Source organism: Mycobacterium sp. SMC-11 (genome assembly GCF_046250095.1).
Taxonomy (GTDB): Bacteria; Actinomycetota; Actinomycetes; order Mycobacteriales; family Mycobacteriaceae; genus Mycobacterium; species Mycobacterium heraklionense_A.
On the sequence record NZ_CP176430.1, the window covers coordinates 50638 to 70166 of the forward strand.

Below are 19529 nucleotides of genomic sequence, written 5' to 3' on the forward strand. Positions count from 1 at the left end.
TGCTTACCTTTCGGTGTCGGGCACGAACTTGTCGGCCAGACCGGCGGTTATTTCAAATAACCGCAGCCGGGTCTTCTTCTTCACCTCGTTGTGGACGTCGATGATTCCGCCCTTTGCCAGATGGGCGTCATGCGGCATGACCTCCACGGTGGCGCCGGTTTTGCTGAACCGTTCGGTCAGATAGGCCACCGCGGCGCTGTCTTCACCCGGTGCGGAGTGGTTCAAGATCACCGTGGACCGCGACACCAGCTCGTGGTAGCCCTGCGAGGCCAGGTAGTCCACCGCCCGCAACACCGGGCGGGACTGGTCCGCGGTGATGCCGGAGACGAAGACCAGCGTGTCGGTGTTCTCCAACACCGGCTTCATGACCGGGTGCTCCAGGTCTGAGGAGGTGTCGACCAGGATCACGTTGTGGGTTCGCCGCAGTCGTGACAACACTCCGCTGAACATGGCCGGGACGAGCGGACGCAGCTGATCCGAGGTGCGGTTACCGGCCAGGACATCCAGGCCGACGGCGTTTTGCCCGAGGTGCTCGCGGATATCGGAATATCCCTGCACGTCGGTGTCGCTCAAAACGGCCGAGTAGTCGCCGGGCGGGTGCTCGTCGATGCGATCGGACAGGGTCCCGAAGCCCGGCACGGCGTCAATCGCGATCACATTTTCCGGTCGGCATTCCCGGAACACGCTGCCGATAGCGGCGGTCATCGTCGTCACACCAGTGCCGCCTTTTCCGGACACCAACGTGATCACGTACTGACGCCGGATGTGCCGACGAATTCTATTGCGCAAATCACGGTAATGACGTTCGCGCGGGGATTCGCCGGGATTAATAACTTTCGCCGACGCGACATAGATCAGTTTCCGCCAGCCCGATCCGGGCGGAATCTTGCGCGGTGTCGCCAGGTCGGAAATGCGCATGGAGTCCGATACGGAATCCCGGTAGCGGTGGCTGGATGCCGGATCCCATCGCCCGGATGAGCCTTCGTCAGGCATATTCTGGCTATTCCATGGGCTCGTCACGTGCGTGATGTTAACACGGCTGCTGATTCCGTGTTTGCAACGTTTCTGATGGGGGACGGTAATGCACGGTAATGGTGAAGATGTGAATTCACTGTCATACAACGCGCCGATGTGAATGCCAGTCCGCACCGGCGGGAAGTCGAGCGATGAGCCGCAGGATGGCGTTGGCGACGTCGGCACGCGTACCGGGGGAGACGATCTGGTAGCGGCGGCCACCGTTGTCGATGTTCTCCACGCAGACGCGGCCCGACGGAGTGTCCGAGATCAGCACCGCCGTGTCCGCGATCGCCATCCGCGCCAGTTCCTCGGGGCCGGCACCCGGCTGGATCGCGACGATGTTGGCCTGCCCGGACAGCTCCGGGTCGGCGGCCAGCGCCACGATCTGCTGCTGGTCGATGTCGAGCCGCTGTGCCGCCAGGTACCTCCGCAGACTGTCCTGGTCGCGGACCCGCTCGAGTAGCTCCTTGGTGTCCAGGGTGACCGGTCGCAGCTTGGCGGCCTCGGTGACGCCGCACAACCGCTCGATCTGGCCGACCAGCAGATCGCCCGCGGCCGCCTGGTCGGTGGCGCTGCCGGCGGGATAGAGCCGCACCTCTTGGTCGTGGCGTTCGAGCACCACCCACCAGGAGGCGAACCGGCTGATCGAGACGCGGGTCATGTGCTGGGGATCGCCGGTGGGACGGCCGGGGAAATGCAGGTTCAGCATCAGCGCGATGTCGCGCCGCATGATCACCGTCAGCCATTCCCGGACCATCGAGTCCACTTCGCCCTGGTCATCGAGCACGCCGATCGCGGTGAGTTCCTCGGCGATCGGGTGCCGCAGCGCCCGCTCGGCGGTGTCCAGGCGGGGCAGCAGGGGACGAAGACCCAGTTCGGGACAGAGCGTCTCGATCCCGGTGACCGCCTGCAGCACCCACAGCCCGTCGAGCGTCGTAGTCAGCACGTCACCCTCGTCTCACCTGTGGTTGCGGTAGTCGGCCTGACACACGAAATGGGGCATCTGCGCCGGTCGCGCAGACACCCCACCTCGGTGACGATCGGGGTCGATCAGAAAAGCGACTGGATCGTCTGGTCGGTCGAAATGGCGCCTTCCAGCACGGAGCCGATGGTGGAGCCGTGCTGTCCGATGGTCTCGATCAGGCCCTGCAGGCCGGACAGCATCTGGGCCTGGGCTTCGAAGAAGCCGGTGGCGCCGTGGCCGGCGAAGTACTCGGTCAGCATCTGGGTGAGCTGGTGGGAGTCCTGGTGGATCTGGTCGAGGGTGCCGGCGCTGCTGACCACACTGTGGGCGTGGTCGGAGACGGGCCCGGGGTTGTAAGTGATACCGCCACTGTCTGCCATGGGGATCGTTGTCCTTTCGAGTACGGGGGTCGGGGGTTAGGCGGACTGTCCGCCGAAGAGCGAGTGGAAGGCGTGCTCGGAGTGGGACTCGTGAGACTCCATCAGGGCAGCGGCCTGGTTGAGGCCCTCGGTCAGGCGGTGGCCACCGGTGAGGACCTTCTGCATGTCTTCGTGGATCTGCGCGGCGGTGGCGTACGAGGCCTTGGAGCCGCCACCGTCCCACGTCCCAGCACCCAGGATGTTCTCGTGGTCGGCCAGGTACTGGTTGGCGATCGCCTGCGCGTGTTCGATGTGCTGCGACAACTTCGACGCGGTGTTCCGCATCAGTTCGGGCGTGACGACAATGGCTGCCATCGGTTCCTCCTCGGTTGTAGAACAACCCCCCCGGGTTCGGCGGGATGTAGCTGGCGGTAGTGTATTGGCTCCTCTCGGATGTGTCGATTCACCCTGTATTCAGCAAACGCCCAGGTCACGCCCGGTCGTCGACAACTCGCACCGTGTTGGTCCGGTCGGAGGACCGGTCGCCCTGGCCTTTTCCGCCTGCCCCCGCGCCGTGGGCCATGGGCATGCCACCCATGCCACCGGCGCTGGTGGTCGTCACCCGCTGGGACTCGACGGAGCCCAGCGCGCCGCTGGGCCGCAACCCGACCGGACGGCCGCCGCCGGACTCGAAAGCGCTCACGGGCCGGGTGAACGCTGATACCGGCGCGCCCGCTCCGCCGCCCCCGAAGCCCCCCGCGCCGGGGGCGGACGTCGCATTGGCCAGCATCGCCGTGGCCGGCATGCCGCCTGCTCCCGCCGGATTGAGAGCGCCGCCCAGCATGCTCGGGTTCATGAACATGCCCATCAGGGACTGCATCGGGCTCATCATCGACTGGGGCATCTGCATCAGCGACTGCGGCGCTTGCATGAGCGTCGAGCCGATCTGCTGGACCGGTCCCAGCATCGAACTCATCTGCGAGCCCATGCCCTGGGCGGCGTTGGCGCCCTGGCCGGCGGCATTACTTGCCGTGGACGTACCGGTGTAGGCCGCGCGCATGGCACCGCCGGCCGCAGCCTGCGATGCTGCTTCGCCGACCGCGCTGGCCGCCGCCGCCGGAGCCGCGGGTGAAGCGCCCATCCCGGCCACCGGTGCCGGCACCGTCAGGCTGGAGATGAGCGCGGTCAGCACCGCCCCGTAGGACGCGCCCACCGCGGCGTTATTGGGCCAGAACAGGCCGTAGTACTCGAATTCGAGCGACGTGATGCGCGGCGTCAACGCCCCCAGTACCGACGGATTGATCCCGTAGTCGGTGGCCGTCTCGACCCGGTTCTCCTCGCACTCCTGAGTGGTACGCATGCTGCCGTAGGCCAGCTGGTAGGCCTCGACCGCCGCCGCGACGATCGGCGCCTTGACATCCACCCAGCCCGCCAGCCCGTGCAGGGCCACGTTCAGCAGGGTCGCGTTGAGAACCGATCCCTCCGATCCGGCGCCGATCCAACCGATCGACGTCAAGGCCGTGTTGACCGCCGAGGCGATTCCCGACGCGTGGTGGGCCACACCCAACGACGTCCATGCCGCCCCGTTGGTCAGCATGGTCGCTACGCCCGCGCCGGATCTGAGCAACATGTCGTTGGTCTCCGGTGTGCGGGCGGCCCACCCCGGGTCGGCCACTGATTAGCCGCCGAGTGCGACGGTGGCGGCTCGCAGCGCCTCGGTGGCGCCGTACACACCCGAGGCGGTGGCCTGCGCGCCGGAGAACAGGCCGCGCTGCGCCGAATGCTCGGCGACGATGCCCAGGTATTCGGATCCGGATGCCAGCAGGGCGGCCTGGAACGCGATGGAGTCGGGGTCGTTACCCATCGGCAGCACGCCCAGCAGGGCCGGGCTGGCCGCGGAGGCGGCCGCCTCCGTTTCAGCGGTGATTCCCGCTTCGACACCCGATGACGCCAGGACTGCTTCCGGTTCTACAGAGAACATAAATTCCTCCCCTATGCCTCATCAGCCTCATCGCTGATATGCCGACGTTGGCAGGTCGGAGTCGATCGTAAACCGATATGGGGCCGCCGTCACTTCATGATGTAAATACCGGTTATTGCTGCTCGAAATCGTGGATCATCGACGAGGGCACTCCGACCAGCACACCTTCCACTTCGGAATCGTTGACCAGTAATCCCCGGCCCGCGGGCAACGCCTGTGCCCGCACCATCCGATTGACCTTGTTCTGTGGGTCGTTGTCCATGAACAAAGTGGGCACTTTGGCGGCGCGTTGCGTCTTAACCCAGGGATCCATCTCCAGCTGGCCGAAGTTGGACGAGTTCCTGGTGGCGAACACGTGCAGCCCGATCTGGCGGCCCCGCTCCATCAGCTTCCACAACGCCGCGCCCACCGGGGGCTTGGCCGGATGGATCTGCGCCGGACGCAGATCCTGCACGTCATCGACCAACACGAAATGGCGCGGCCCTTCCCAGGGCTTGAGCGCGCGCAGCTCCTCCTGGCTCAGGCCCTTGGCAGGCAGCCGGGGCAGCAGAACCTGCTGAGCCAACGTGGTCAGCACCTCGTCGATCTCGTCCTGGTCGTAGGCGTAGGCATTGACGTAGCCGGCGCCCTGCAGGTCGCGCAGCGGTCCGGTCTTGGGGTCGACGATGGTGATCTGGGCTTCCTGCGGGCTGAACCGCGCCATCACCGCTTCACCGATTGCGGCCAGGGTGGCGCTCTTGCCGCATAGTGCCCGCCCCAGAATCATCATCCCGGGATGTTCGGACAGCATCAGCGGCACCGGCAGCAGATCGTGCTGCTCGCCGATCATGAACGCGATCGACGGGGCGGTCTGGGCGGGCGGACGCTGTGCCACGTCGTAGGCCAGGATCTCCGACAGCGCTACCGCGGGCGGCAGCCGCTTGAGCGTGGCGTGCTTGGTCACGCCCGCGACCTCGGCGACCCGCGCCCCCAGTTCTCGGGTTCCGATCCGGGCGCCGTCCTCGGCGGCCAGCTCCGGCACCCCGATGAGCATCTCGTGCAGCGACTCGGTCAGACCGAAACCGGGCCGGTTCACGGTGCGCTTGGCGGCATCGCGGGCATCCAGAGACGCCGTGCCCATTTCGTTCTCACCGGGGTTCTGCAGCCGCAACTGGATGCGCACGTCGGAGTTCTGCAGCAGCGTCTGGCGCTGGCCGTGAATCCAGCCGGAAGCACTGGTCATCAGGTGCACGCCGTACTCGGGACCGACACCACTGAGCGCGATGATCCGGTCGCCGAGCATGGTGTCGGCGGCGTAGAGGTCGGAGAAGTCGTCGATGACCAGGAACACGTCGCCATACGGGTCATTGGGATCGGTGCCCGCGAGGCTATCGCTGCCGGAACCGAAGCGTCGCTCCCGGAACTCGTTGATGTCGATCTTGTCGCGGCGGAAGGTGTCTTGGCGGGCGCTGATCAGCGCGGCCATGGTCGCAACGGTGCGCTCCACGCCCTCGCGGTCGGCTGGTGAGACGATGTCGGCCACATGCGGCAGGGTTTCGGCGTAGCCCAGCGTGGCGCCGCCGACGCAGAAGAACGTTAACCGCGCCGGGGAGTACATCAGCGCCGCCGAACACATCAGCGTCATCAGCGTCGTCGTCTTGCCGCGGCTCTTGGCGCCGACCACCATCACGTTGCTACGCAACACGTCGACGCAGTGAACCAGCTGCTGGGCGTCCTCGGGGATGTCTTTGACGGCCAGCGGCCACACCAGCCCGGGGTTGCGGCCGTAGTCGACGTCCCACGGCTTGCCCCGGTAGCGAGCCACCAGCTCATCGACCGACTCGGAGATCTCCAACGGGGGCAGCCACGGCAGGTGCGGTGCCTTGCGGTCGGCGGCGATCAGGGACTCGCGCAGCACGTCGACGATCTTCTTTTTCTTGAAGCCGTCGGCGTGCAGAAGGAACTCGTCGGGTTCGGCGTCGGTGGCCGACATATCCTGCAGCGCTTGGGCGTCCGCCTCGTCCAGCGGCTGGTACTGCCAGGTGTAGAGCCGCGGCTTGGTCAAGGTCATGTCGAGGGTCTTGCCCGTCGACGACTTGCGCTTGGGGACGACGAACGGCGCCGACAGGTAGAAGCAGCGGAACGGGTCCAGGTCGCGCGGGCCGACCTTCAACAGGCCGAAGCCGTTCTCTTTCGACGGCAGGTGATAGGCGGCGTCCGAGCCGATAACCTCGCGGCTGTCGTCACCGGACTCGGCGCGCAGTGCGACCCGGAAGGCGATGTTGGACTTGACTTTCTGTAGCGACGACAGGTCCAGGCGCTGCCCGCCGAGCATGAAGAAGACGTTGGCGCCGCGGCCTTCCTGACCGATGTGGATGATCAGGTCGATCCACTTCGGATGGTTCTGGAACAGCTCCAGGTATTCGTCGATCACCACCAGCAGGATCGGCACCGGCTCCAGGTCCCGACCGGCCAGCCGGATCTCCTCGTAGTCGTTGGCGTCGCGCGCGCCGACGGAGTTGAACAGGCGGTAGCGCCGGGCGATCTCACCGTCGATGGCCCGGCGCATCCGTTCGGCGAGGTGTCGCTCGTCCTTCCCGAGGTTGGATAGGGCCGCCGACACGTGCGGGATGCCGAGGATGTCCTGGGCCGCGGACTCGAACTTCATGTCCACGAAGATCACGTTGAAGGTCTCCGGCGAGTGCGTCAGCGCGATGCCGTACACCAGCGACAGGAAGAACTCCGATTTCCCCGAGCCGCTGGTGCCGATCACCACGGAGTGGAAACCGAAGCCGCCGAAGTCTTTTGCGCGCAGCACGACGTTCTGCAATTCGCCGTTGGGCTTGGCGCCGACCGGGATCTCAGCCCAGCGCTCGTCGCCGCGGCTGCGCCGCTCGGCCCACAGCCGGTCGACGTTGAGCTCGCGCGCGTCGTCGATTCCCAGCGCGCGCAACAGTTCCAGTGCGCCGCTGCCCGCGTCGGCGACGTCGACGCTGGCCGTCGGCGACCAGCGCGCCATCGCCCGCGCGTAGCGGTAGGCCCGCGGCACCGACAGTTGATCGGCGTGGGCGAAGAACTTGCCGCCGGCGCGCAGCATGGGCCGTGATGGATTGCCGGTCACCTCGAAGATCTCGTCGCGGGCGAACCCGACACCGTTGCCGAGCCGGGAGGCGACCCGCAACACCGTGATGCCTTCCTTGCCGACGCGCCCGACGACGCTCTCCCAGGCCTCGGGGCTGCCGGTGTTGTCGTCGACGATCACCCAATGCGGACCCAGATCGTGGCTGTCAGTGCCGGTCTCCAATGCCGAGCCCATAGTGGTGGGACTCGGAGCTGACGGCGGCCGCCAGGCGCCGCGTTTGCCTTTCATGTGCAGGTCGGCGCCGAGCGTCGCCTCGAGTTCGGAGGGGCTGGTGAACACCAGGCGCCGCCACCCGCAGGCGTCGAACAGCTCGTCGTGCTGATTGTGCGGGAGCCAGACCATCCACGACCACAGCTCGGGGTGTCGGGTCACCACCATCAACTTGACGTCCAGTGGATTGTGAAACACCGCCATCCCACTCAGCATCGAACGCAGCAACGAGCGGACCCCGTCGAGGTCCTCGCCGACGAAGCTGAAGCCCGGGCGGGACCGCAGGTTAACCACTTTCGCGATGTCGCGGATCTTGCGTTGTTCGAGGATGAAGTCACGCAACGCCTGGCCGGTGACGGGCTCCAGCTCCTCGTCGATCGGGATCTCCGGCCACTGCACCGACAACACCGAGTCGGGGGCATGCTGTACGCCGACGCCCACCCGCACATCCAGGAAGTCCGGGTCGGAGCGGCGACGTTCCCACATCTGCGGACCGCCGATCACCGCGCCCAAGTCCTGCGGGTTGGAGTGCACCAACTCCTGGGAATTGCGCTGGGCGCAGACCGCCTTCTGGATCTCGTCGCGCTCGCCGTCCAGGGAGCGCAGATAGCTGCGCCGATTCTTTTCCTGCTCGCCCCAGCTGATCTTGCGGGCCCGCCCGAATCGCCCGGAGAACATCAACATGCCCAGGCCTGCCATGCCCACCATCGGGAACATGCCCGAACCCAAGCTGCGCACCCCGGACACGTAGAGCATGACGATGGTGCCGATCAGCGCGACGATCAGCGCAGGCATGCCGATCATCACCCACAGGTTGCGTGGCTCGCGTTCGGGAAGGGCGTCCGGCGCGCGCGGCGCGACCCGCACCGGCTTGGGCTCGGGCACCTGAAGACGGACCGGAACGAATGCGCGCTTTGACATCGCCTCAGTGCCCTCCCGGGACGCCCTGCTGATTGTTGGGGACCACCGGCTGCACCGCACCCGCCGACGCCACGGTGTCGCGGGCCAGCAGCGCGGCATGCCGCGACAGTTCCGGACCGGTCGCGAAGGTGCGCAGCAGCGGCCACGGCGCCTGCTGCGCCGAGCCCGGATCCAGGCCGAGGCCCCGCAGGGTCTCACTTTCGCCGGTGATGCCGAACCGGACACCGTTGGGCGACACCCAGAACAGGGTTTCGCGGGAATCGGAGTCGAGCAGTTCGCTGGTCGAGGTGACGAAGTTCGTTGCGCCCGGCAACACCAAGACCTGGTTGGCCACCACCGAGGTGGGGCTGCGGTCATCACGCACCAACCGAACGATCCGGTTGTCCATCGCCGGCGACACCGGCAGCCCGCGCCCGCTGTAGAGGGTGATCCGCGCCTGCCGGTCTCCGGAAGCCTTCTCCCAGCCTACGCATGTGGTCGGATCGGCGGCAGTATCGACGAACTTGAGCCTGCTGCTCGGGTAGAACTCGACGGGCAGCGTGCCCACTTCCGGGATGTTGACCAGCTTGTCGGGGCTGACCACCAGCGGCGCCACGGACCCGAACGAGTTCGCGCTGCGAATCAGGTCGGCCACGAAGCTGGTGATCTTCTGGACCCCGTCTGGCACAAGAACGTAGAACTGGGAGCCGCCGCCGGCCGTGCGAGTCTCCAGCACCGCCCCGACCTGGGACCCGGGCACCCACTGCGACGGCGTGCCCGCCAGGGGGATCACCGGGACCCGCAGCGGCTCGGTGCTGGGCAGGGCGTCGAACAGTGCCCGCGACATCTCCACCGGAACGGTGATGCCCGGGTCGATGCCGAGGCTCAGCGTGATCGCCCGATCGGCGGGGTCCACCTGGGACCGTTTGCCGCCCCAGATGACGTAGGTGGCGCCCTGGAAGCGGGTCAGCACGGCGGCGCCCGGGGCCAGCGGCGCGGCGCGGCCGGCCGTGCTCAACGGGCCCGCGATCGAGGTCACCACGGGGGGTTCGGCACGGCGCGGGGAGCCCGCGGTGTCGCAGACGGCCCAGGCCGAGGGGGCGCTGGTGTTGGCGACCAATGACGACGGGGCGCCGGGGATGCCGATCGTGGGGCCGGTCGGGTATTTGGCGATCTCTGCGGGTTTGACCCAGGTGGGCGCCTCCGCGTGGCCGACCGCCAGCCGCGCTGAAGTGATGTTCAGCGCCGGGTACAGCCGCCCGTCGATGCGCGCGTAGATCGCACCGGAGTCGCGGTCGCCGACGATCGATGATGTTCGCACGATCCCGGCCGGACGCAGCACGTTCAGCAGCAGCATCCAACCCATGCCGATGAAGATCAGCACGATGGAGAGCACGATCGCGGCGGTCTGTTTGCGGTCGTCGTGCTTCATGCGGACCGAGAATTTGGTGGTGGCGGCGCGCAGTCGTCGGTTGTAGAACAGGTGACCGGAGTTCTGGTCCCGGTTCGACAGACTCAGCGGCATGCTCTGCTACCCCTAACGACGCACGCTCGGCGGCGCCGCCCCCTGCGGCGACAGAGCGCACCGCGACGACATTACTGGCCTTGTCCAGCGGGAACCAGTCACTTGCGCACACACGATGACGCCGGCGCGCGTACCTTTTGCGCTATGCCGGACCAGTCGGGGGCGTTCGCTGAGGCCGCCCGGGCACGCGAAGAGCAGTTGGTGCAGCGGTTGGCGACGTCGGTTGAGCTCGACCGGTCTTTTGAGGGGATCCTGCGCGGCGCCCACCAGAACAACCTGCAATCGCGGGCGCGTCTGGACACGCTGGAAGCCGAGATCCGCCAAAGTGCCGCGAGTTGGCCCGGTCTGGACACCCCGGCCGGTGCCCGCCAGTTCCAGGCGTATCTGACCGGCAAGACCCGGGAGATCCACCGGATCGTGGCCGATGCGGCTGCAGACAGCCAGCAGCGGGCGGCGCAGGTCCAAGCGTTGACTGGACAATATCGGGCTGGTGGGGCAAAACGGGGCGGCCAGAAGACCAGCCCGCCCCCCCACCCCGAGTCCGACACGCGAGCCACCCGCGTACGACCCGGCGGATGCGGCCGACCTATTCAAGAAAATTGATGACTGGAAAGAGGAAAATAAATCCGTCACGAATAAGGTCAAGGCGTTCAACAAAAAATGGCCTGACGGTATCACCTTCGATATGGAAGACGCCACGCAGGCGGCGCGATACCAGGAATGGAAGCGCGAACACGATCCGGTCCAATTAGCGAGAAATAAGGTCGTGCAAGAATATGGTGAATTAGTTGTGGAAGCAGAAAAATTCGGGGGCCAGGTTGACGACAGCAACGGAGATATCGTGTGGCCGGATGGGTCCAGGATCTCAATGCGTCCGCCGGAGTGACTGCTGCTCTGCAAGTTTCGACTGACAGGCTGCGGCAGCAAGCCGAACAAGAGGAGGTAATTCAGATGGCTCGGGGTCGTCGAACCATAGCCACTGCTATTTCGCTCAGTCTTGCCATGGCGGCGGCCGGCTGTGAATCAAATAGTCCACAGAACCCGCCCGTTGCGGGTACCTCGAGTGTTGTAGGGACGCCGTCGGCCAAGGTGTTTCCCCCTGCCCTCAACGAAGCGACCGTTGTGCCGAAGCCGGTGGCGAGATTGCAGCCCGGAATTCAGGTATTGGTGGGCGATGGACCCGCGACGACGGTGTGTACGACCGGCTTTTATGTGGATTTCCCGGATCCGCACGCCTCGGGAGGACGGTCCACCGGTTTTCTTACCGGCGCGCAGTGCGCCAACGGTGACGAGGACGCTCCAGTCGCCGTCATGAAGATCGAAGACGCTGGACTGGCTCCAACTCGGACCAAGATCGGCGAGATCGCTTACCTGACGGCGGGCGAAGCACGTCCGCGAGTGGCCGATGAGGCCTGGACGATGCCGACATCTCCGCTGGCGCTGTTCAGTTCCGGTCCGGGCGCCTGGCCGCTGCCGGTCGACGGAACGGTCAACGGAAGGCCGCCGACAGCCGACACGGTCGAGACAATCGATGTGGTGCAACACAATCGGGCTCGCGCAGCGTGGACAGACCTCGACGGCGGGGTTGTCGGAGGGCACGTGGTCGATCCCGCCGTGACAGCGGAAGTGCGGGACATCCCCGCCGGCATCGACCGAGTCGTTGTCGCCGTGGACAACGTGAAGGCCGCCATCGATGCCAAAATCATCGGCGCGCCAGTAACAGCGGACGTGGACGGCTCCATTGCCAACCTAGGAATCATCACCGGGATTGATGTGGCGCGACACTGGGTCGTGGTCGACTTGATCGGTCCGTTCCTGACGCGACAAGGCGCCGCGCTTATCGGTGCCTGATCCTGTGGTATTTGGGAGGGATCAGCGTGATTCGCAAGGGGTTGTTCACCCGGCTTAAGCGGCCGGCGACAACGTGCTGTCTTGTCGTGGCGCTAAGTGCTTGCCATTCCGGTGGTGTTGGCGCCACACCCGGGATCGATGCCGCCTCGTTGATCGTCGGGTTGGATGAGGTCCAGCGCGTCACCGACCGCGACGACCTCGCTGCGCTGCCCGTGATGGATGCTCCCCCGTCGTTTCACGAAAATTTGCGCACACCGGACCAGTGCCACCCGGTTTTCGGCCTAGAAGAAGCTTTTGGGCATAACTGGTCACAGTTTCGTGCCGTGACATACACGGCTGCTGGTGGAGAAATAAGCACCATATCTACCGTCGCACAGGGGATCGGAGTTTATCCGGATGATGGCACGGCGAGAGCTGAATTCGACCGGCTAGTAGCTTCCTTCGAGGCCTGTTCGGCGTTACAGGCAAAGCTCTACGACTTCCGTATCGAGAAACAGGATCAGTCCACGGTTGCCCTGGCTTTCCCTGGGAACTCGCAGAGCGTCATGTACCGCGTAGCAGAGTCGGTGTTGATCGACGTTGTAGTCCAAGGTCTTCCGCGGTCCGATCAGATCGCAGACACCGTGACACAGTTGATTTCCGAGCGGGTGAAGTAGCGCGGCAGACGCGCGACGGCCTGTGCGGTCTACCTCGCCGAATCGTCTTTGTCCACAATGCGTTTCAGTGGAGTGATGCCGGGATGACCGGCGCCCTTCGCGACGGACTTGGTCACCGGCACATTGGGCGGGGCCGTCGTGCGGCCCTTGACGGGCTGGCCGTTGGGCACGCCGGGGGCGGCGATCCGCTTCGCGTCGGTCTTGTCGTCTTTGCCGCCCTTGCCCCCGGCACCTGCCCCGCCGGGCATCATCGGCATCATTCCGCCCCCGCCCCCACCCGCCGTGGGCGCACCGCCTGCAGTGCCGCCCGCACCGGCACTGGCCATGGAGCTGGCGGGCGTTGTCGGAGTTGATGTCCCCGGAACCGGGGGCGGGCCGAGGTTGCTGGCCGGCGTGGTGCCCATGCCCAGCCCGCCCCCGCCGCTTCCGCCGGAGCCGAAATCCCCGCCGCCCAGGCCGGATTCGGGGCTGATGTTCGAGGCCAGCGTGGTGCCGCCGAGCCCGGCCTTGCCCAGCGATGACGCGGCACTCATCAGCGGCGATAACGCACCCTGGCCGGCCTGCATCAACCCCTGGGGCAGCTTGGTCACCGCGCCGAGGGCGCCGCTGAGTGCGCTGGTGATGCCCTGCATCGCGCTGTTGACACCCTGCATCGCCCCGCCCATGGCTTCCTGCGGTGATTGCTGTGCCATGAGCGCGTCACCCTGCGAGGCGACGTTCTGGAACTTCGATGCCGCGTCGGCCTCGTGCTCGGCGAACTTGCGCACGGCATCGGCGGCGTGGCCGGTGCGGTCTCGGTGATCGTTGGCGAGTTCGGTGTTCGTCTCGACCAGGTTCAGGTTGGTTGCGGCACCGAATGCGGCCATCGTGGCGTCGACCGGGGACGATCCACCGTCATGGACCGGTCCAGGGGGGATCGCCGTCGGGGGCTGTGAGAGCGCAATGTGCAGGAAGTCGGCACCGTAATGCTTCACGAAGTCGTCTGTCACGGCGTAACACCTCCATGCCGTACTGCCACTGCCAGATACCACGCCAGGTGGTAGCGGGCGAGCTCTTCGCTTCCGTCGATCAGGGCGTCGATGGCCGCCAACAGCATCCAGTCGGCGACGTCCCGCGGGGCATGCTGCGGATAGGCCGACAGTACTCGCGCCTGCGTGTCGGTGACTACCTGCCGGAACAGCGCGATCTCGTTGTCGGCGACGCCGGATCTGCGGGCCACGGCGCGTGCCACGGTCTGCACGATCCGCGGTAGGCCGTCGTTGGCGCCGGTGATGTCGATGAGCGTGGGACCGAGTTCGTCGATGTGCTGCCCATAGCGGGCGCGCTCCCCGTTGCCGGGAATCGGATCGTTCGGGCCGGCCTCGGTGATGTAGGTGTTCGGTTGATGGGCGGCGGCCGCGGTCACCGCACCCAGCAGATCGACCGCGCTGGTGTCGCGGCGGCGGTGGGCCGGATCCAGCAACGTGAGCCCGGGCGGGAGTTTGACGGTGGGCGGAATCCAGCCGCCGGCCAGATCGGTGGTCAGCACGGTGGTGGTCTCGTCATCGCGAAGGCCAGCCGCCCAGGCCAACTCCGGCGCCTGGCGGGCCACCGCGTCGACCTTGCGCTGCAGATCCTGGTGTTCGGCCAGACGCCGGGCGGCCGTACCGGCTCCGGCTCCGGCCGTGCCCCCGGCGCCCATGCTGCCGGCCAACGATGCGCCGGACTGACTGGCTGAGCCGGGCGTCGGCTTGCCCGGTGTCGGACGATCGCCGGCGGAGGCCACGGTGGGTCCCCCCGACGTCGGCGTCGTGGGGCCGCCGGGCGGGGGCGGGGGAGTCGGGCCCGCAGGTCCGGCAGGCGCGGTGGGTGCGGCCGGGACGGCTCCAGCCGCTGGGCGCAAATCTGCCCCGTAGCCGGGCAAGGGGCCCGACGGGGCTGCCGGGCCGGCGCTGATCGGCCCCGACGATACGGAGGCCGGACTAGCTGTCACGGGCGGTGCCGTTGGAGCTGCAGGTGTCGCGCCGGCGGTGGGTGCGGCCGGGGCGATCTCGGTGTTGGGGCTGGCCAATTGGGCCATATTGCCCAGCGCCCCACCGGCCATCGGCGTCACCGACGGGGAGGGGGGAATCTGCGATGGCTGGCCGAATCCTCCAGAGCCCGCCCCGCCCGGCGTCAATGGCGATGGCGGTCCGCCCGGTCCCGCAGGCCCACCACCCGGCATGCCGGACGCCAGCGCCTGGGCCGGCCCGCCGCCGGGAAGGCTGGGCGGCATACCACCGCCGCCGGGGCTGCCCAGGCCTGACATGCCGGAGGCCATGGGAGGTGGCATGCCGCCGCCTCCATTCATCGCGGTTGTGCCGGACAGGGCGCCACCCCCACCGCCGCCTGGTGGCACAAGGTTAGGAGTGCTCACTGGGTTGCCCGCCCCTTGTTGTACGTCGTTGCCTGTGTTGCTGCCGATGGCTTGGCCGCCGCCGCTGCCGCCGCTGCCGCCGCCTCCGGTGCCGCCGCTGTTGCCACCCCCGGTGCCTCCGGTGCCCCCGCTGTTGCCGCCTATGTTGCCGCCTCCGGTGCCCCCGCTGTTGCCGCCTATGTTGCCGCCTCCGGTGCCCCCGCTGTTGCCGCCTATGTTGCCGCCTCCGGTGCCCCCGCTGTTGCCGCCGCCGGATCCGCTGCCACCCGTCCCGCCAGTCTCGTTGCCGCCCGCGCCGCTGTTGGCGCGGCCTTCCGGAAGAAGGAGATCGTCCACGCTCCTGGGAATTGGGCGATCCTCCGCGTACCCCGCGCCAGGCGGGAATGGAAGCTGGTCGGTTCCGGCGGCCCTTCTGCTCAGTTCTTCGCTGGTGGGCGGTTGCGGCGGCGGCGTGCCGAATTTCGCGCCGTTATTTTGCAGCCAGTTCTGGGCGTCGCCTTCGATGCCGAGATCATTGAACATCTGCTGGGTTGCCTCAATGATCTGTCGGTTGGCTGCTGAGCTGTGTTCGGCGGCTTTGCCGTTGGCTTCACCAATTAGGCTGATGGCTTCGGTCATTGCCTCCGGTGTATTTTTCGCTACCAGGTCATCGATTTTTGGGTTGTACTGATTGGCGATACTCGTCAAGTTCTGACGGAGGTCATTAACGGCCCGGACCACGCTGTCGCTAGCGGTTTTTTTGCTCCTACAGTGCTCGGCGGCGTTCGTCAGACGGTTGTAGCCGATACGTAGCCGTATCAGCTCGTCCTCCGTGGTTCGTCCGCTGTTCCTTGCGCTTAAACCGTTTGTGAAATCCCGGAGTTCGATAGCTTCGTGCTCTTTGGCGTCGGATTGACTAGACCAGTGCTGGATCCCCTGCTCGGGGCGGGTCGGGGGGCCGGGCCACCACACACCCACCAAGTAAGATGACCATTTACCTGGCGGTAGGTCAGTCGGCAGATCAGTCACCGCATAGTTCCTTCAAAACTCGTTCTTTGGCGTTGGCGGTATTCACAACATTATCGAACTGAGGATCGCCGGCCTTGCCGCTGGAAGATTCAATAACTAGATCCTGGTAGGCTGACTCCACGGCTTGGGCTGCGTCGCGATATGTGGGGTCCAAGGCTGGATTCGCAGTAGCGCTCTCTAGGACCAGCGCGCCGTTAATCAAAGCGATACGTCCAAGACCCGCATCGGGCCCGTTGGTCTCGATGTGTATCGCGTTCATAGCAGGTTTGAACCGATCGCACAGGTCCGCCCTCGCGGCCGTCTTCTGGGCTGCCGAAGGAGTGGGACTGGTTGCCGGCCGTATTAATGCCGCAACAGCCAGTATTACGGAGGCAATGCCCAGCAAGGCGGCGAGCGTTGCGAGTACAAGGGCTGACCGACGATTAGGCTGAACAGGGGCTGGTACTGGCCAGGAGGGTGATGGCATGGTCACATTGCGGATGGTAGCCCTCAGGGCGATTTCGCGTTTACATCCTGATTGAGACTGGTTCGGTCGGTAAGCGGCCTTCCTGGGGCGCTGAAAGTAATGGCCGGGGCCGCGCAAGGCTCATCGCGCGAGTGAGTTGTGTAGGAGCCGACATCGCCGCATCGCCGTACCTACGAACGGTGTCGACGTCCCATCGAAGGAGGCTAATCGCCGCACAGGTCGATCATCACGCGGTCTTTGGTGTTTGCGTCGGTGATCGCCGCCTCGAGCTCCGGGTTGCCTTCGCCTCTGCCCGTGGAGATAGCCACAAGATTCTGGTAGGTGAGTGCGAGTGCGCGGGCAGCGTCGCGATACTCGGCGTCGAGGGCGGGGTCCGCTGCGGCCGTCTCCAGGATCAGGGCGCCGTTCGTTGCGGAGAGACGCGCGAGTGCAACGTTGTCAGGCGTGTTCGTCTCAATGTGTTCCGCATGAGCAGCGAGCTTGTAACTGTCACAGAGACGCTTCTTGGCGTCGGCTTGTTGAGCAGTCGTATAACCAGGTGCTGACGCATCTGAAGGTCGGTTTGGCGAAACGATCGCAACGATCAGCGCGACGACTGACAGCAACGCAGCAAACGCCGCAAGCGCCACAACCAATCGCTGGGGTGACTGGTTGGCAGGCGGTGCGGGCAAAGGTGACGTTGGCGGGGTCACCTTGCGGATGGTAGACCCCAACTAGGACCTGGGCCCCTGGATCGCGCTTGACCGCGTTGACCCCCCTACCGCCCCAACGGCTTATAGAACACCAGCCCATTGCCCTTGTTGTCGTAGACCACCGCCCGGCGCTCGTGCGCATCGTCGTAGGGGCCCTTGACGATTCCGCCGCCACTGGCCTCGATGGCCTTCGCCGCACCGTCGACGTCGTCGGTCTTGATGCCGACCACCACCTGCCCGTGGATGGGGTGGTCCACCGCGGTCGCCAATGCCAACGTCACCGACCCGCCGTCGAGTGCAGCGAAGTGCGCGCCATCGCGAAACTTCAGTGGCATGCCCAGGGTCTCGCTGTAGAACTTGATTGACTCGTCCAGGTCGTCGGTGGACAAGACGATCATCCGAATGTCGTGGTCGCTCACTGCTACCTCCTCTGGATTCGGTCTCGGTCCAGGTTAGGCCCGAGATAGCGTCATCGGGTGGGTAAACGCCTTGCCGCTTTGGTCATCACGCTCGTCCTCGTCGCACTGCTGGTCAATGCCATGGTCACCGACCGCATCGCACGGGCTGCCGAGCCGTTCGCGCAGGGGCGGGTGCTGGAGCTGCCCGGACCGGATCTCAACGTCCGCGAGTACGGCCCGGGTGGGGACCGCGCCATCGTGCTGCTGCACGGCTATTCGGCGTCGATCCAGTGGTGGGAGGCGGTGGCGCCAACCCTGGCGCAGGGCGCCCGGGTGATCGCGATCGATCTGGTCGGCCACGGCGGGTCGGAGGCCCCGAGCGACGCCGCCCCCTACAGCGCCGACGGCCAGGCAACCGCCGTGCACCAGGCGCTCGATGCCCTGGGGGTGCGGCACGCGGTGCTGGTCGGGCATTCGATGGGTGGGACGGTGGCCACCGCCTTGGCCGAGAGCGCACCGGAGCTGGTGGACCGCGTGGTCGTCTCCGACACGCCCGCGGCGCTGGGGATGACCGCGATGCCCGCGCTGGGCAACGCGGTGTGCTGGCCGGTGCTCGGAGCCGCGGTCGACAAGTTGCGCAGCGTCGATGCCGTCGACAAGAGCTCGCTGCAGACCGGCTTCGCCGCCGACTTCCCGGTTCCCGCGTTGGCCTACCGTTCGTTGAAACGCATGACCCACAACGCATTGTGTGACGCTAAGACCGCGGGACAGATCAACGAACAGCGAGCGGTGGCCGACCGCTTGGCGGGTCTGGGCAAGCCGGTGCTGGTGGTGTGGGGTGACAGTGATGTGCTGACCCCGACCGCCCAGAACGTGGACCGCTATCGCCACGCCGGCCTGCAGCCGGTCGTCATCGCCGGATCAGGCCACAGCCCCCTAGTCGAGAAACCCAGTGAATTCGTCAGCACGATAAACGAATTCGCCCGCGGGGCCAAGAAAATCTAGGTCCGCCATGTCTCACGTGCCACCCGGTGGAAGTTGCCGCCGAGCACGGCATTGATGTCGGCGCCGGCCCAACCGCGCTCCGACAGGTGGTCACGCAGACCCAGCCAGGTCTCCGGAGGCATCCACTGGATCGGGCCCCAGCGGGTGTAGCTCTGGTCGAACAGCTGCGGGTTGGCGAGCAGCTCGGCATTGAAGTCGGCGTGGTCAAAGGAGTAGTCGGTGCTGACACCGACGTGCTCGATACCCACCAGCTCGACCGCGTACTCCAGGTGGTGCGCTACCGCGTTGAGGGTGGGAGTGTTGGGGCCCAGGAAGATTCCCACCGCGGTGATACCGACGACGCCGCCGGTGGCCGCGCATGCCCGCGCTTGATCGTCGGTGATGTTGCGCGGGTGATCCCACAGGGCCCGCATACAGGAATGGCTGTAGACGACCGGGCCGCTCGAAACCGCACACATGTCCAGGCCGGTGCGGGCGCTGCAATGTGAGCCGTCGGGAACCATGCCCACGGCGTTCATCTCGGCGACGATCGCGCGACCCCACGCCGTCAGTCCGGAGTCCGCGGCGTCCAGGCAGCCGCTGCCGGCACGGTTGGTGTGGTTGTAGGTGGGCAACAGAGTGCGGACGCCCTGCTCGGCCAACACGGCCAGGTTGGACAGGTCGTCGTTGAGCGGATTGGAATCCTCCAGGTCGAACACCACCGCGATCCCGCCGGCGCCGGTGATCGCGTCGACGTCGCTGACGGTGGCCGCCACCGTGAGATCTGGGTGGGCGTCGATGGCGCGGCGAAAGTGCCGCAGCAGGGCCAAGGTGTCGGCCAAGCGCTGCGGTGCGTAGCCCACGTTCACCGACAGCAATGCGCCGCCGGAATGCTGGTAGCGGGTCAGCGGGGCCACCTCGGCGCTGTCCTGCAACGGCAGGCAAGTGTGTTGGTCCCACAGCAGCGTGCTCATAGCCGCTGATCTTGCTCTGCGCGCCGCC

The 19529-nt window shown here is 66.4% G+C and carries 18 protein-coding genes; 4 read left to right on the plus strand and 14 right to left on the minus strand.

Annotated elements, in window-relative coordinates; genetic code table 11:
• Nucleotides 1-3: 3 nt before the first annotated feature.
• The 8 genes from ACKY0X_RS00250 to eccB form a co-directional block, all read right to left on the minus strand.
• Nucleotides 4-1020, minus strand: coding sequence for a MinD/ParA family protein (locus tag ACKY0X_RS00250; RefSeq protein ID WP_105295449.1), 1017 nt, complete (start codon nt 1018-1020; stop codon nt 4-6).
• 94 nt (nt 1021-1114) lie between these two features.
• On the minus strand, nt 1115-1963 hold the full coding sequence (locus tag ACKY0X_RS00255) for an ESX secretion-associated protein EspG (RefSeq protein ID WP_409427839.1): 849 nt from the start codon (nt 1961-1963) through the stop codon (nt 1115-1117).
• Between the two features lie 104 nt (nt 1964-2067).
• Nucleotides 2068-2361, minus strand: a complete 294-nt coding sequence (locus ACKY0X_RS00260; protein WP_065041726.1) for a WXG100 family type VII secretion target — start codon at nt 2359-2361, stop codon at nt 2068-2070.
• 36 nt (nt 2362-2397) lie between these two features.
• Entirely contained in the window at nt 2398-2715 is a 318-nt protein-coding gene (locus ACKY0X_RS00265; RefSeq protein WP_065041725.1) for a WXG100 family type VII secretion target, read from the minus strand.
• A 115-nt stretch (nt 2716-2830) separates the two neighbouring features.
• Nucleotides 2831-4015, minus strand: a complete 1185-nt coding sequence (locus tag ACKY0X_RS00270) for a PPE family protein (protein ID WP_409427840.1) — start codon at nt 4013-4015, stop codon at nt 2831-2833.
• Nucleotides 4016-4018: 3 nt separating this feature from the next.
• A complete protein-coding gene (locus ACKY0X_RS00275) occupies nt 4019-4321 on the minus strand; it encodes a PE domain-containing protein (protein ID WP_065041723.1) in 303 nt (100 codons plus the stop codon).
• Nucleotides 4322-4433: 112 nt separating this feature from the next.
• Nucleotides 4434-8573 carry a type VII secretion protein EccCa gene (gene eccCa, locus ACKY0X_RS00280; RefSeq protein WP_409427841.1) on the minus strand — a complete coding sequence of 1380 codons (4140 nt, stop codon included), beginning with the start codon at nt 8571-8573 and terminating at the stop codon, nt 4434-4436.
• 4 nt (nt 8574-8577) lie between these two features.
• Nucleotides 8578-10077 (minus strand): type VII secretion protein EccB, encoded by a 1500-nt coding sequence (gene eccB / locus ACKY0X_RS00285; RefSeq protein WP_409427842.1) that lies wholly within the window; start codon nt 10075-10077, stop codon nt 8578-8580.
• Nucleotides 10078-10221: 144 nt separating this feature from the next.
• On the opposite strand from eccB, the gene ACKY0X_RS00290 reads away from it, so the two are divergent.
• From ACKY0X_RS00290 to ACKY0X_RS00300, 3 genes are all read left to right on the plus strand, one after another.
• Entirely contained in the window at nt 10222-10680 is a 459-nt protein-coding gene (locus tag ACKY0X_RS00290; RefSeq protein ID WP_409427843.1) for a DUF4226 domain-containing protein, read from the plus strand.
• 240 nt (nt 10681-10920) lie between these two features.
• Nucleotides 10921-11928, plus strand: coding sequence for a hypothetical protein (locus ACKY0X_RS00295; RefSeq protein WP_409427844.1), 1008 nt, complete (start codon nt 10921-10923; stop codon nt 11926-11928).
• Between the two features lie 26 nt (nt 11929-11954).
• Nucleotides 11955-12584 (plus strand): sensor domain-containing protein, encoded by a 630-nt coding sequence (locus ACKY0X_RS00300; protein WP_409427845.1) that lies wholly within the window; start codon nt 11955-11957, stop codon nt 12582-12584.
• A gap of 29 nt (nt 12585-12613) precedes the next feature.
• Here the strand turns inward: ACKY0X_RS00300 and ACKY0X_RS00305 are convergent, their stop codons facing one another.
• From ACKY0X_RS00305 to ACKY0X_RS00325, 5 genes are all read right to left on the minus strand, one after another.
• Nucleotides 12614-13573: a hypothetical protein gene (locus tag ACKY0X_RS00305; protein WP_409427846.1), complete on the minus strand. Its 960-nt coding sequence runs from the start codon at nt 13571-13573 to the stop codon at nt 12614-12616.
• Complete coding sequence (locus ACKY0X_RS00310) at nt 13570-15597, minus strand: DUF5631 domain-containing protein (RefSeq protein ID WP_409427847.1); 2028 nt, start codon at nt 15595-15597, stop codon at nt 13570-13572. The genes ACKY0X_RS00305 and ACKY0X_RS00310 overlap by 4 nt, the downstream gene beginning before the upstream one ends.
• 382 nt (nt 15598-15979) lie before the next feature.
• Nucleotides 15980-16246, minus strand: coding sequence for a hypothetical protein (locus tag ACKY0X_RS00315; protein WP_409427848.1), 267 nt, complete (start codon nt 16244-16246; stop codon nt 15980-15982).
• Nucleotides 16247-16656: 410 nt separating this feature from the next.
• The gene (locus tag ACKY0X_RS00320; protein WP_409427849.1) at nt 16657-17145 is read right to left on the minus strand and encodes a hypothetical protein; all 489 of its coding nucleotides are present in this window, start codon (nt 17143-17145) and stop codon (nt 16657-16659) included.
• 65 nt (nt 17146-17210) lie between these two features.
• Nucleotides 17211-17543: a VOC family protein gene (locus ACKY0X_RS00325; RefSeq protein WP_373693206.1), complete on the minus strand. Its 333-nt coding sequence runs from the start codon at nt 17541-17543 to the stop codon at nt 17211-17213.
• Between the two features lie 78 nt (nt 17544-17621).
• Here ACKY0X_RS00325 and ACKY0X_RS00330 point away from each other — a divergent pair, with 78 nt between their 5' ends.
• The gene (locus tag ACKY0X_RS00330) at nt 17622-18548 is read left to right on the plus strand and encodes an alpha/beta fold hydrolase (protein ID WP_409427850.1); all 927 of its coding nucleotides are present in this window, start codon (nt 17622-17624) and stop codon (nt 18546-18548) included.
• Here ACKY0X_RS00330 and ACKY0X_RS00335 read toward each other — a convergent pair.
• The gene (locus ACKY0X_RS00335; protein WP_409427851.1) at nt 18545-19501 is read right to left on the minus strand and encodes a dipeptidase; all 957 of its coding nucleotides are present in this window, start codon (nt 19499-19501) and stop codon (nt 18545-18547) included. The genes ACKY0X_RS00330 and ACKY0X_RS00335 overlap by 4 nt on opposite strands.
• Nucleotides 19502-19529 lie beyond the last annotated feature (28 nt).